Source organism: Bacillus mobilis (assembly GCF_001884045.1).
Taxonomy (GTDB): domain Bacteria; phylum Bacillota; class Bacilli; order Bacillales; family Bacillaceae_G; genus Bacillus_A; species Bacillus_A mobilis.
Map to the genome: position 1 here is coordinate 17289 of NZ_MACF01000130.1, position 12658 is coordinate 29946.

Here is a 12658-nt window from a genome sequence, read left to right on the forward strand (position 1 = left end):
GCATCCGTCAGCTATTTTTTATTCGCTTAATAATGCACGTCGCAATTCTTCACTAGATTCGTTCCAAATCGCTTCATTATGTTCTTTCAAGAACGTACCAAGTACTTTTTTAGATGATTCATCCATATGGTCAACCATAATGTGACGCTTCATTGATTTATCCATTTTGTTTACGTGCTCTGGAAGTGATTTATATCCGCGGCGAATTTCACGGTCAACTGTCATTTCACAAGCTGTTACACCTGCATAATAAGCACCTGTCGCCGTTCTTTCAATCGTTACCCACACAAGCCAAAATGGTTTTCCGTTTGGAACTTCATCTTTATTTGTTAAAAACTTAATACCTTTTTCGACTGTACTACGAGCATGCATCGCACCGATATCAACAAATGCTGTTTTCTCTAGTACATCGACAAATACAGGTGAAATGTTTTCTAGACTTAATGCTCCAACACCAAAACCACCATGTCCATCTGTTGAATCATTTTTCACGATATTAAAACCGATTTTTTTCTTTTTCTCTGTCATATGTAAACTCCTCCTCGCTTATTGATTAGAAAAGCCTAAAAATAGGCACAATGATATTTTGTAAAAACATTAATACATGCGGAATAACTACTTGGAAAATAGGTTGAATCGTGTAATTGCTAAGCGGTGTAATAACAAGAATTAATAACGCGATTGCTCCATATTTTTCATACTGTGTCATTTTCGCACGAATATTTGCTGGTGCTAGATCCTCCACTACGCGATATCCATCAAGTGGCGGGATTGGTAATAAGTTAAATACAAGTAAAACGATATTTAACATAATAAAGATTTCAAAGAACTTCCCTAATGTTTCGGCTACTGCAACTGGAATTGCATCAAATACTCCGAATACCGTTAAGCTATATAAAATAATTAAACCAATCGCACTTAAAATAAAGTTACTAATCGGTCCTGCAATCGAAACTAATATTCCCGCAAGACGTGGTCTTTTAAAATTATATGGGTTAACTGGTACTGGTCTTGCCCAACCGAAACCAAGAATTAATACCGCAATCATCCCGATAGGATCTAAGTGTGCCATCGGTGATAAAGTTAAGCGCCCCTGTCTCTTTGCTGTATCGTCTCCAAATTTATATGCAACATATGCATGCGCAAATTCATGCACTGATAATGCAATAACAATTGCCATTGCTACCAACGGGATTTCTTGCAATGGATATCTAAATAACTGATCCATACTCCAACTCCTCTTCAATATGTCCAAAAAAGAAAATATTTGTTTTTTCGATTGTTCTTCCCCATAATCCGCTATAATAAGAGTGTAACTTACATAAAAGGAGCGATTATATATGCCATACGTAACAGTGAAAATGCTAGAAGGACGCACAGAGGAACAAAAGAAAGCTCTTGCTGAGAAAGTAACAGCAGCAGTAAGCGAAACAACTGGTGCTCCTGAAGAAAACATCGTTGTTTTCATCGAAGAAATGTCTAAAAACCATTATGCAGTTGGCGGAAAACGCTTAAGCGACAAATAATTTCAAGTTCTTTCATAAGAAGCAGCCCTTAGCTGCTTCTTATTTTTTTCCTTCTAGTAACTCGATGATTCTCTCTTTATATTTTCCTTTTCTTCCATCTTCATAGATTAAATCATGCGGATAGAATAATTTTTGATCCCTTCTCTTCTTACCAGTAATCGCCTCAACAATATCCGATTCACGTGAAAGCTCTCTAAGCTCTCCATTTGGCATAAGAAGTAAGATTGGCAGACGCTCTTCTTCTTCACCAGCACGGTAAAAGTCGTACGGTAAGTCTGATGTTGAATCAACTACTAAATAGTATTCTGGATCAAGTCCAATCTTTTTGAATAAGCTACTTAATTCCATCCAATTATCTAAACCGTGTTTATCTGTAAACTCTACGTATTTAAATAGGTTTCGATTCATAAAACGACGACATAAGTCACTTAAAATTGGATCTTCTTCGTCTTGCCATACTTGGAAGTAATAATACATAACGTTCTCGTCTAACTTTAAATAATCCTCTACGGTTACTTCTTCTTCAAATAAAGAATAGAAATGAACCGGATGATTTTTAAATGTATAATACTTCTCGTGCAATGATTTTGCACGGTGTAAAATCTTCGTTAAAATAACTTCGGCGCTGCGCGTTACCGGGTGGAAATATACTTGCCAATACATTTGATAACGACTCATAATATAATGCTCAACAGCATGCATACCACTATTTTTAATGACTACTTGATTCCCATACGGACGCATGACACGTAGTATACGTTCCATATCAAAGTTTCCATACTTTACGCCAGTGAAATACGCATCTCTTAATAAATAGTCCATACGATCTGCATCAATTTGGCTGGAAATCATACTAATCGCTAATTTATTAGTAGATGTTTTTGCGATTACATCGGCCACCTTTTGCGGAAAGTCTTTATCCACGCGGCTTAATACACGGTTAATTTCCGTATCTCCAACGATAATTTTTTGCGTAAATTTCTCATGATCTAATGAAAATACCTTTTCAAACGAGTGAGAAAATGGGCCGTGACCGACATCATGAAGTAATGACGCACATAAACATAACAATCTATCTTCAGCATTCCAGTTCGGCCTGCCATCAAACACATCATCAATCATACGACGAATAATTTCATATACACCTAACGAATGAGTAAAGCGACTATGCTCTGCACCGTGAAATGTAAAAAATGTCGTTCCAAGCTGCTTAATACGGCGCAAGCGTTGAAATTCTTTCGTTCCGATTAAATCCCAAATAACACGATCGCGTACGTGCACATATTTATGTACCGGGTCTTTAAACACTTTTGTTTCGCTGAGTTTGTCGTTTAAATATACCACCTTCCGACATCCCCCTTTCTTTACTGCATTCTTACTATATATTATAAACGAAATAGGAAACAGAAAGAAATGAAAGACTATATTAATTGCCCGTATATAAAGAAAAAATCACTTTTACCGAAGTAAAAGTGATTTTTTCTTTATATATTATTTACCTAAAACGAATTCAGCAACTTCATCTAAGATCATTTCTTTACCTAGAGGGAAGTAACCTTTGTTTAAGTCTTCGTTTTTAATTGTAAATACGTGGTTATTTTTAACAGCGTTCATGTTTTTCCAAATTGATTCTTCTTGGAATTCTTTTAGACGCTGAGAACCGTCACCAGTTGTAAATACAAATAGGTAATCTGGGTTGTAATCGATTAAAGCTTCTTTTTGTACTTGTACTAATGGTTTATCCGTTGGTGTACCTTTAACTGCTGGTAATTTCAAGTCATTAAAGATTACGCTACCGTAACCGTAGTCACCGTATACACGGAAAGCATTTGGATATGCAGCCATTTTCATGAATGTTGCATCGCCAGTTTTCGCAACGATTTTGTCATGTAATTTGCTTGCTTTTTCTTCATACTGTTTGAACCATTCTTTTGTTTCTTTCTCTTTACCGAAGATTTGACCTACTTCTTCGAATTTTGGACGCCATTGGTCTAATGGAGTTTTTAACATAACTGTTGGTGCAATTTTAGATAGTTGATCATAGATCTTTTCTTGACGATTGTTTACAAGAATTAAGTCTGGTTTTGCAGCAGCTACTGCTTCGATGTTAATTTTATCGCCCCAAGCAGAGCCAACTGGTTTTACGTCTTTTAATTTCTTTTCAATATGTGCATCAATTTTTTCTTGAGATGTATTAGCAGTAATAATTGGTTTCATACCAAAAATTAATAATTCTTCTGTTGAACCACTAAGGTCAGCAATTTTCTTTGGATTTGCAGGGATTTTAATTTCCCCTTTTGCGTGTTGTACAGTGCGCTCTTCAGTTTTCGCATCCTTCGCATCTGCTTTCTTCTCTTCTTCTTTGTTAGAACAAGCTGCAAATAGTACAGAAGTAACGACTAGTACCATTGCTAATAGTGCCATTTTAAAATTCTTCATGTTCCCACTCCTTCTAGCTGTATTTCTCTTATAAGTTACAATGAACTATAAGAAACAAGATTAACAATTAATAAATATATATCGATTAATTGTTGCTTATGCCCCGTTCTAACGGGTGTTCAACTTCCTATTTACTAATAAGAAGCTCAACGTCCATTAGAAGTCCCCCTCTTTACGAGGGGGATTCTACTTATGCTTTTTTACGCAATTGATTACTAATCATCGCTAGATCATACGTTAAACAAATTGGTTTACAGTTTACTGGACATGGAACGATTTGAGCTTCAATCTCAAATACGTTACGAAGTGTTTCACTCGTCATCACTTCATCTGGCGTTCCTTGTTTCATTAACTTACCCGCTTTTAATGCAATCATATGATCTGAGAAACGAGAAGCATGGTTTAAGTCATGGATAACCATAACAATCGTTCTACCTTCTTCTTCATTTAACTTTTTCAATAAGTTTAATACTTCTAATTGATGCGCCATATCTAAGTACGTCGTCGGTTCATCTAATACTAGTAATTCTGTTCCTTGTGCAAGAGCCATCGCAATCCATACGCGTTGACGTTGTCCACCTGATAACGCCTCTGCTGGACGATTTGCGAATTCTGTCATTCCCGTCACTTCAAGTGCCCAATGAATGTAACGATAATCCTCTTCTTTCAACGTTCCAAATCCTTTTTGATGAGGAAAGCGTCCATATGAAACAAGCTCAAACACAGTAAGGCCTGTTGGCACTTCTGCAGTCTGTGGTAAAATTGCCATTTTCTTTGCGATTTCTTTCGTTGGTTGTTTCTCAATTGCTTTTCCGTCAAGATAAACAGTACCTTTTTTCGCCTTCAAAATACGAGAAGCCGTTTTTAATAATGTGGACTTCCCACAACCATTTGGTCCAATAATTGTTGTAATTTTCCCTTCCGGAATTTCAACTGTTAATCCATCAATAATTAACCCTTCATTATAGCCAACAGATACCGCATCAACTGCTAAAGTTGCCATACAAAAAGCCTCCCTTTATTTTGTCCTCATAAGTAAGTATATGAAATACGGTGCACCAATTACAGAAATAACAAGACCGACCGGTATTTCTGAAGTTGTTAACACACTTCTTGAAATTACGTCTGCGAATAAAAGTAAAAACGTCCCTATTAGTGCAGCCGTAGGCAGCATAATTTGATGTTTACCACCAACAAGACGCCTCGCTAAATGCGGAGCCATTAAGCCGATAAAACCAATTCCTCCGGCAACAGCGACAGATGCACCAGCTAAACAAACGGCAATAAATAATAATTTACGTCTTTCTTTTTCTACATTTACACCAAGGCCAACAGCTGTAGAGTCGCCTAGGTTCATTACATTTAATATGTGCGCCTTACTAATAGCAAGTGGCAAGAAAATAACCATCCATGGAAGTACACTTAATACGAACTTCCAATCTGTGCCCCACAAACTTCCTGCTAACCAAATCGTTGCAAAACGGAAATCGTTAGATGTCATCTTCATAGAAAAAATTAAACTAACAGCACCAAACCCAGCTGCAACAGCGATACCGACAAGTATTAATCTCGTTGATGAAACGCCGTCTTTCCATGCTAGTAAATAAATGATAACTGCTGCTAATATCGCACCAACTAACGCGAAGAATGGAAGGATAAACACAGATAAAAATGTACCAGTCCCAACTTTCCCGAAGAAAAAGTAGACGAATATAACAACTGTTAATCCCGCTCCAGCGTTAATACCGATAATACCTGGATCAGCAAGGGGATTTCGTGATAACCCTTGCAAAATCGCACCTGACATTGCTAAAGCAGATCCAACTAATATAGCAATAACCATACGTGGCATACGGAATTCAAATAAAATAACAGACTGATCTTCAGCCCCAAGTCCAACCAATGACTTTAATACGTCCATTGGTGGTATTTTAAATGTCCCTGTATTTAAACTTACTAAAAATACAGTAACAATTAATCCTACTAAAATTGTTAAAACCGAAACGTTCTTTTTTGTTAAGACACTTGTCCTCACATTTTCCCTCTCCCTTCGTTACGTGCTAAGTAGAGGAAGAATGGAACCCCAATTAGCGCTGTAATGGCTCCAATTGGCGTTTCAAACGGCGGATTAATAACGCGAGATAACATATCTGCACATTCAATTAACAGTCCGCCTAAGACCGCAGAACATGGAATAACCCATCTATAGTCCGAGCCTACAAGGAAACGAGTCATATGCGGGATTACAAGACCAACAAATCCAACCGATCCTGCCATAGAAACTGCAGAACCTGTTAACACAAGAACAAGTACTGTTCCGATAAATTTAATTAATGTCGTATTTTGACCAAGTCCAATCGCAATTTCTTCACCGAAGCTTAAAATTGTAATATACCTCGACATTATTATTGCAATAAAGAGACAAACAAGACCAATCGGTACTAACATATTAATACTTTCCCATTTCACTCCAGCAACTCCGCCTGCATTCCACATACTCACTTCTTGGGCGAGGTTGAAATATAACGCAATTCCAGATGAAATGGCCCCTAATAAAGCACTAATTGCCGCTCCCGCTAAAGCTAACTTCACAGGCGTTAATCCACCTGGTGAAGAAGACCCAACACCATATACAATAGCCGCTCCAAACGCCGCTCCAATAAAAGATGCGATAACGAACATTAAATAAGGTGAATTAGGGAAGAATGCATACATAATCGCAATCCCAAATACAGCCCCATCTGTAATCCCCATTAATGATGGAGAAGCAAGTGGATTTCGTGTCATACCTTGCATAATTGCCCCTGATACCGCTAAAAAGGCACCAGCAACTACGCCCCCTATCGCTCTAGGCATGCGAAGTTCTTGAATTACGTTATGGTGCGTAATAGAACCGTCAAACTGAAACACAGCTTGCCATACAGTCTTCAAACTAATATCTGCCGCTCCAAACGAAATAGAAACTGCCATGCTTAAAGCTAACAAAATTGTACCTACTATTAAAATAATAGAAGCAATGAGCGGTCTGCTCTTAATCTCTTTAACATTCACATCTTGCTGTTCTATACTCCTTGCGCTCGCTTCCATCCCTCAACCATCCTAACCAACAACATATATTTATTGAAATGAAATTTATTCTCAAATAGTAATAAAAAAATAAGCGAATCGGCCTTTTCCTGATAATGATTATCAGAATCAGACACCTTCTATTCTACCTATCGCTTCCAAAGACTGTCAACTATTATTTTGAAATACAAATTCATATAGGTCGAGACCTTAATACATAGATAATGACCATCTGTCGTTAACTATTATCCTCACCATTTAAGCTTCCACAGAATAAATCCTTCCTCTTATGGGCATAAAAAAAGAAGAGTAATCTGTTCACTCTTCTTTTTCTTACTTCTTTAATTTTGCTTCAATTTTTACAATTAATTCATCTTCTGTTGGAGCCGCAACTGGACGATTATTTACAAATGCGAATGATTTTTTACGACCAGGCCCACAGTAAGACTGGCATGCAACTTCAATCGTTGCGCATGAATCTACTTTTTTTAACTTCGGAATTAACGTTTTAACGTTCGTTGCCTGACAATCATCGCACACACGAAATTCGTTTCCCATTATATATAACACTTCCTCTATTTTAAACTTTTCACAAGTACATTTAAAAATAAACACTAAATGGTATTTTACCGCTCTTTGAAGCTCGTTGCAAGTTTCCCTATAAAGCTCTTTCTTCATATAATGCTACATATTTATATGTTCTCCTACAGAAGTTTCCGTCATTCTTGGCAAAATTTATCCCGCTTTAACGGGCAGTAAGACCTCCACCTCAAAATGCAGCGAAAACAAAGAATCTAGGGGGGCGGGCTGCCCATTAAAGTCCGATTGGTGAGGGATGATAATCATTGGGGGATGAAGAAAACCCCCACTGATTAAAGTTTCACTTTATACCTTTCATCGAAATCTACCATATTTTTAAAAGCTTTGTATAAAAGCTCCTTTTTTTGCCCATTATAAAAATAGGAAGTTCATAAAAAGAAAGGGAGTTGAATCTATGAAAGTAAGACAAGATGCTTGGACAGATGAGGATGATTTATTACTTGCTGAAACTGTACTTCGTCACGTTCGAGAAGGAAGTACTCAATTAAATGCATTTGAAGAAGTAGGAGATCAATTAAATCGTACATCGGCTGCCTGTGGTTTCCGTTGGAATGCTGTTGTTCGCTATAGTTATGAACAAGCTCTTCAACTAGCAAAAAAACATCGTAAAGATAAAATGCGTGCTGCAAGCGGTGAACAAGCGAAAAAACGTTTACTTTATACACCACCAGCTTCAGAGACGATAACTGATTATGAAGAATTCGTACAAGAGGAAGCAATTGTACAATATAAAGAAGCTATTCCATATCAAGAATCTAATGTTCCTGCTGCAAAAGGCTCTATGACAATGCAAGATGTTATTTATTTTTTACAAACAGTCGGATCTTCAAATATAAAAGTGACAGCTCTTGAAAACGAGAATACGAGATTGAAACAAGAAATCAAATCACAAATTCTTCGAAATGAAGAACTAGAAAAGAAACTAGAAAAATTAGAAAAACAATCTCATACTGTACAAGAAGATTACGAAACACTTATGAATATTATGAACCGCGCTCGTAAGTTAGCAGTTATGGATGACGAGGAACGTTCTCAAACATCTTTCCGAATGGATCGAAACGGTAATTTAGAAAAAATTGCAGAATAAAAAGGATGCATTGCATGCATCCTTTTTTGTTATTTCACTTCAACCATATGCACTTCTTCTACGTTAGAACCTCTCTTTATATCTGGGAAGATTTTTTCCTTTGGATTTTCTTTAAAGGCTGCTAATCCAATCGTTTTTACTGGTTCATTTATCTTTGTATATTCAGCATCACTAACAACTGCATACATATCTGTATATTTACGCGCATCACCGATTACTACATTACCTTCATATTTCATTTTCTTTCCATCAATTACTACATCTTTTTGTTCCTCTTTAGCAAATACGATTCCCACTTCATCTGAAACAGATGGCAATGCTTTAATTGGTTCCACATCTTCTTTTACTACCTTTTTCAGCATGTTTTCTTTTACCATTTTTTCAGCTGTTGTTTTATTCATAATTAAAACCTTTTTCTCATTAACCGTACCTAGTTTTGCTTCGAATTTACTTTGGGATTCAATTTTATCTTTATATTGGTCCATTGTTTTTTGAACGCCTGTTTCATCTCCGTACATAACAACGCCCTTTGCTTGTGGCGCAATCATATCCATAATCGAACAGCCACTAAATACGGCAGCTGACATAATCGCTACGAGTCCTAATTTAACTTTTTTCATTTGTATGCCTCCTAAAATCATAATTGCATCTCTTAGTTTAACGACAGTAGCTCGTTTTACCAATTCACTTTCCTTACAACAACATTACAATTTAGTAAGATTTCTCCCTAAAACTATTTTTTATATTTTTGCTATAATAGAGATTGTCATTTTAAAGATAAGGGGTTAGTTATATGAGCAATTCCCGTTCCATTTTATCTCAGCCAGAGTGGCGTATTGTAGATCAGTCTAGTTTGGGACCAACATTCCATGCATTGCAGTCATTCGCAATGGATGACACGTTATGCACAAGTATTGGAAACGGTCAATCAGCTGCAACAATGCGTTCTTGGGTTCATCACAATACAATTGTTCTTGGCATTCAAGATTCACGCCTACCACACTTAGAAGAAGGTATTTCCTTTTTAAAGGAAAACAACTTCAATGTTATCGTTCGTAATTCCGGTGGACTTGCAGTCGTACTGGATGAAGGTGTTTTAAACGTATCGCTTTTATTCCAAGAGACGGAAAAAGGTATCGATATTGATCTTGGATACGATACAATGTGGCATTTAATTAAAGAAATGTTAAAAGATTACGATGTTACAATCGAGGCAAAAGAAATTGTTGGTTCTTACTGTCCTGGTAGCTACGATTTAAGTATTCGCGATCAAAAATTCGCTGGCATTTCACAGCGCCGTATTCGCGGCGGTGTCGCTGTCCAAATTTATTTATGTGCTACAGGAAGTGGCTCTGAGCGTGCCGCACTCGTTCGTGATTTCTACAACCTAGCCATTCAAGGAGAAGAAACGCGCTTTACGTATCCTGAAATTGTACCGAGCACGATGGCTTCACTTTCAGAATTACTTGGCGAAACCATTACAGTACAAGATTTAATGATGCGCCTTTTAAAAACATTGCAGCAATTCGCTCCAAAGTTAACACCATCTCAATTAACAATAGATGAAATACCTTTATATGAGATGAATTTACAACGTATTATTGATCGTAACAATAAAGCACTTGGCTTAGAAAAATAAAGACCGTCGCTATTATAGCGACGGTCTTTATTTCAATTCATTATAGAATTAAAGTGCTTGAGCTGCTGTAATTAAAGCTAACTTGTACACTTCTTCTTCGTTACATCCACGAGATAGGTCATTTACAGGCATGTTTAAACCTTGTAAGATTGGTCCTACTGCTTCGAAGTTACCTAAGCGTTGAGCGATTTTGTAACCGATATTACCAGCTTCTAAGCTTGGGAATACGAATACGTTAGCATCACCTTTAATTGTAGAACCTGGAGCTTTTTTCTCAGCTACAGATGGTACGAATGCAGCATCGAATTGGAATTCTCCATCTAAAGTTAATTCTGGAGCCATTTCTTTTGCAATGCGAGTTGCTTCTACAACTTTTTCTGTTTCTGGTGATTTCGCAGAACCTTTTGTAGAGAAGCTTAACATAGCAACGCGTGGATCAATACCGAATAGTTCAGCAGTTTTCGCACTCTCGATACCAATTTCAGCTAAATCTTGGCTGTTTGGTGCAATGTTAATTGCGCAATCAGCGAATACATATTTCTCTTCTTCACGTACCATGATGAATACGCCAGAAGTTTTTGTAACGCCTGGTTTTGTTTTGATGATTTGAAGTGCTGGACGAACTGTATCAGCTGTAGAGTGAGCTGCACCACTTACTAAACCGTGTGCTTTGCCCATGTATACAAGCATTGTACCGAAGTAGTTTTCGTCTTTAAGGATTTTGCGAGCGTCTTCTTCAGTTGCTTTACCTTTACGGCGTTCAACGAAAGATGCTACCATTGCATCCATTTCTTCGTATGTAGCTGGGTCGTAAATATCAACGCCTGCTAATGTTAAATTCATGCTAGCAGCTTTTGCGCTAATTTCTTCTTTATTACCAACTAAGATTGGTTGTACTAACTCTTCTTTTGCTAAACGCTCTGCAGCGCCTAAAATTCTTTCATCAGTTCCTTCAGGAAGTACGATAGAAATGCCTTTTCCTTGAACTTTTTCTTTTACTGTTGTAAATAAGTTGCTCACGAATAAACCCTCCTACTTATGTTAAAAAAACTCTATCTTTAAGAATACTGCTTTTCCTCTCTATTTTAAACTTATAGCTCCCAAAAAATAGATAAAATAAAAATGATTATATTTTCATAAAATTCAGCCTAGGAATAACGCCCCTTTAAGCCTTGTCCCCTCCTATTTTCAAATAAACTTAAATGTGACAATTTTATGCGCCAAAGCTTTATATAGATGATTTTAAAACTATATATGCTATAGTTAACGTGTAAAACTATCATTAACTGAGGTGAATAGAATGAGTGAAGCAACAACAACGTTAGATGGCTGGTATTGTTTACATGATTTACGTTCTATTGATTGGGCTGCATGGAAAACATTATCTAGCGACGAACGCGGACAAGCTGTGTCTGAATTTTTAAATGTCGTTGAAAAATGGAACGAAGTATCTACTGCGAAAAAAGGTAGTCATGCAATGTATACAGTTGTTGGCCAAAAAGCTGATATTATGCTTATGATTTTACGCCCAACAATGGAAGAGTTAAATGAAATTGAGACAGAATTGAATAAAACAACATTAGCTGAATATATGGTTCCTGCATACTCTTACGTATCTGTTGTTGAACTAAGCAACTACCTTCCAGCTGATGAAGACCCATATCAAAACCCACAAATCTTAGCTCGCTTATATCCAGAACTACCAAAAGCAAATCACATTTGCTTCTACCCAATGGACAAGCGCCGCCAAGGTGATGATAACTGGTACATGCTTCCGATGGAAGAACGTAAAAAAATGATGTACAGTCATAGTAAAATTGGTCGCCAGTACGCAGGTAAAGTACGCCAAGTTATTTCAGGATCTGTTGGATTCGACGATTTTGAGTGGGGCGTAACATTATTCGCTGACGATGTTCTTCAATTTAAAAAACTTATATATGAAATGCGCTTCGATGAAGTAAGTGCTCGTTATGGTGAATTCGGAACATTTTTCGTTGGAAACATTTTACCAGACGCAAAGGTAGAGAAATTTTTACACATATAAAGTGAAACTTTAATCAGTGGGGATTTTGTTCATCCCCACTGATTATTAGTTGAACCAATCGGGCTTTTACGGGCAGTTGATCGCCCACCTAACCTCCTTGCTTTCGCTTAATTTTGAGGTGGGGATCTTACTGCCCGTTAATGCGGGGTAAATCGTGAAAAAGGAACGAAATTCGTTCCTTTTTTTATTACCTTCTATATTTCTCTTCAAAAAACTGCTTTTCTCCGCAAATTTGAACAAAAATCGACAAATTCCTT

Annotated in this window: 14 protein-coding genes; 4 read left to right on the forward strand and 10 right to left on the reverse strand. The window is 37.0% G+C overall.

Going from position 1 to position 12658, the window contains the following annotated elements:
- Positions 1-18: 18 nt before the first annotated feature.
- Both BAQ44_RS25140 and BAQ44_RS25145 read right to left on the reverse strand, forming a co-directional pair.
- Positions 19-528 carry a YwhD family protein gene (locus BAQ44_RS25140; RefSeq protein ID WP_000136683.1) on the reverse strand — a complete coding sequence of 170 codons (510 nt, stop codon included), beginning with the start codon at positions 526-528 and terminating at the stop codon, positions 19-21.
- 25 nt (positions 529-553) lie between these two features.
- Entirely contained in the window at positions 554-1228 is a 675-nt protein-coding gene (locus tag BAQ44_RS25145) for a site-2 protease family protein (protein ID WP_063262363.1), read from the reverse strand.
- 112 nt (positions 1229-1340) lie between these two features.
- Here BAQ44_RS25145 and BAQ44_RS25150 point away from each other — a divergent pair, with 112 nt between their 5' ends.
- A complete protein-coding gene (locus BAQ44_RS25150) occupies positions 1341-1526 on the forward strand; it encodes a 2-hydroxymuconate tautomerase (RefSeq protein ID WP_001147171.1) in 186 nt (61 codons plus the stop codon).
- 39 nt (positions 1527-1565) lie between these two features.
- Here the strand turns inward: BAQ44_RS25150 and BAQ44_RS25155 are convergent, their stop codons facing one another.
- The 6 genes from BAQ44_RS25155 to BAQ44_RS25180 form a co-directional block, all read right to left on the reverse strand.
- A complete protein-coding gene (locus BAQ44_RS25155) occupies positions 1566-2870 on the reverse strand; it encodes an HD domain-containing protein (RefSeq protein ID WP_000262748.1) in 1305 nt (434 codons plus the stop codon).
- Positions 2871-3017: 147 nt separating this feature from the next.
- Positions 3018-3965, reverse strand: coding sequence for an ABC transporter substrate-binding protein (locus tag BAQ44_RS25160; RefSeq protein ID WP_000787719.1), 948 nt, complete (start codon positions 3963-3965; stop codon positions 3018-3020).
- Between the two features lie 190 nt (positions 3966-4155).
- The gene (locus BAQ44_RS25165) at positions 4156-4968 is read right to left on the reverse strand and encodes an ABC transporter ATP-binding protein (RefSeq protein WP_000212060.1); all 813 of its coding nucleotides are present in this window, start codon (positions 4966-4968) and stop codon (positions 4156-4158) included.
- Between the two features lie 15 nt (positions 4969-4983).
- A complete protein-coding gene (locus BAQ44_RS25170) occupies positions 4984-6000 on the reverse strand; it encodes a FecCD family ABC transporter permease (RefSeq protein WP_001260777.1) in 1017 nt (338 codons plus the stop codon).
- Positions 5997-7052 (reverse strand): FecCD family ABC transporter permease, encoded by a 1056-nt coding sequence (locus BAQ44_RS25175; protein WP_061680058.1) that lies wholly within the window; start codon positions 7050-7052, stop codon positions 5997-5999. The genes BAQ44_RS25170 and BAQ44_RS25175 overlap by 4 nt, the downstream gene beginning before the upstream one ends.
- 312 nt (positions 7053-7364) lie before the next feature.
- A complete protein-coding gene (locus BAQ44_RS25180) occupies positions 7365-7589 on the reverse strand; it encodes a YuzB family protein (RefSeq protein ID WP_000526074.1) in 225 nt (74 codons plus the stop codon).
- Between the two features lie 436 nt (positions 7590-8025).
- Here BAQ44_RS25180 and BAQ44_RS25185 point away from each other — a divergent pair, with 436 nt between their 5' ends.
- Positions 8026-8718, forward strand: coding sequence for an RsfA family transcriptional regulator (locus BAQ44_RS25185; RefSeq protein WP_063262365.1), 693 nt, complete (start codon positions 8026-8028; stop codon positions 8716-8718).
- A gap of 29 nt (positions 8719-8747) precedes the next feature.
- On the opposite strand, the gene BAQ44_RS25190 is transcribed toward BAQ44_RS25185, so the two are convergent.
- Positions 8748-9338: a lipoprotein BA_5634 family protein gene (locus BAQ44_RS25190; RefSeq protein ID WP_061680060.1), complete on the reverse strand. Its 591-nt coding sequence runs from the start codon at positions 9336-9338 to the stop codon at positions 8748-8750.
- 173 nt (positions 9339-9511) lie between these two features.
- On the opposite strand from BAQ44_RS25190, the gene lipL reads away from it, so the two are divergent.
- Entirely contained in the window at positions 9512-10357 is an 846-nt protein-coding gene (gene lipL / locus BAQ44_RS25195; protein WP_063262367.1) for an octanoyl-[GcvH]:protein N-octanoyltransferase, read from the forward strand.
- A 48-nt stretch (positions 10358-10405) separates the two neighbouring features.
- On the opposite strand, the gene pta is transcribed toward lipL, so the two are convergent.
- Positions 10406-11377, reverse strand: coding sequence for a phosphate acetyltransferase (gene pta, locus BAQ44_RS25200; RefSeq protein WP_000067226.1), 972 nt, complete (start codon positions 11375-11377; stop codon positions 10406-10408).
- A gap of 280 nt (positions 11378-11657) precedes the next feature.
- Here pta and hemQ point away from each other — a divergent pair, with 280 nt between their 5' ends.
- Positions 11658-12401: a hydrogen peroxide-dependent heme synthase gene (hemQ, locus tag BAQ44_RS25205; RefSeq protein ID WP_061680061.1), complete on the forward strand. Its 744-nt coding sequence runs from the start codon at positions 11658-11660 to the stop codon at positions 12399-12401.
- Positions 12402-12658: the final 257 nt, after the last annotated feature.

Excerpts from the sequence above, each read along its gene's own strand:
- BAQ44_RS25140 (WP_000136683.1), bottom strand. The coding sequence starts at position 528 with ATGACAGAGAAAAAGAAAAAAATCGGTTTTAATATCGTGAAAAATGAT.
- BAQ44_RS25145 (WP_063262363.1), bottom strand. The coding sequence starts at position 1,228 with ATGGATCAGTTATTTAGATATCCATTGCAAGAAATCCCGTTGGTAGCA.
- BAQ44_RS25150 (WP_001147171.1), top strand. The coding sequence starts at position 1,341 with ATGCCATACGTAACAGTGAAAATGCTAGAAGGACGCACAGAGGAACAA.
- BAQ44_RS25160 (WP_000787719.1), bottom strand. The coding sequence starts at position 3,965 with ATGAAGAATTTTAAAATGGCACTATTAGCAATGGTACTAGTCGTTACT.
- BAQ44_RS25165 (WP_000212060.1), bottom strand. The coding sequence starts at position 4,968 with ATGGCAACTTTAGCAGTTGATGCGGTATCTGTTGGCTATAATGAAGGG.
- BAQ44_RS25175 (WP_061680058.1), bottom strand. The coding sequence starts at position 7,052 with ATGGAAGCGAGCGCAAGGAGTATAGAACAGCAAGATGTGAATGTTAAA.
- BAQ44_RS25180 (WP_000526074.1), bottom strand. The coding sequence starts at position 7,589 with ATGGGAAACGAATTTCGTGTGTGCGATGATTGTCAGGCAACGAACGTT.
- BAQ44_RS25185 (WP_063262365.1), top strand. The coding sequence starts at position 8,026 with ATGAAAGTAAGACAAGATGCTTGGACAGATGAGGATGATTTATTACTT.
- BAQ44_RS25190 (WP_061680060.1), bottom strand. The coding sequence starts at position 9,338 with ATGAAAAAAGTTAAATTAGGACTCGTAGCGATTATGTCAGCTGCCGTA.
- lipL (WP_063262367.1), top strand. The coding sequence starts at position 9,512 with ATGAGCAATTCCCGTTCCATTTTATCTCAGCCAGAGTGGCGTATTGTA.
- hemQ (WP_061680061.1), top strand. The coding sequence starts at position 11,658 with ATGAGTGAAGCAACAACAACGTTAGATGGCTGGTATTGTTTACATGAT.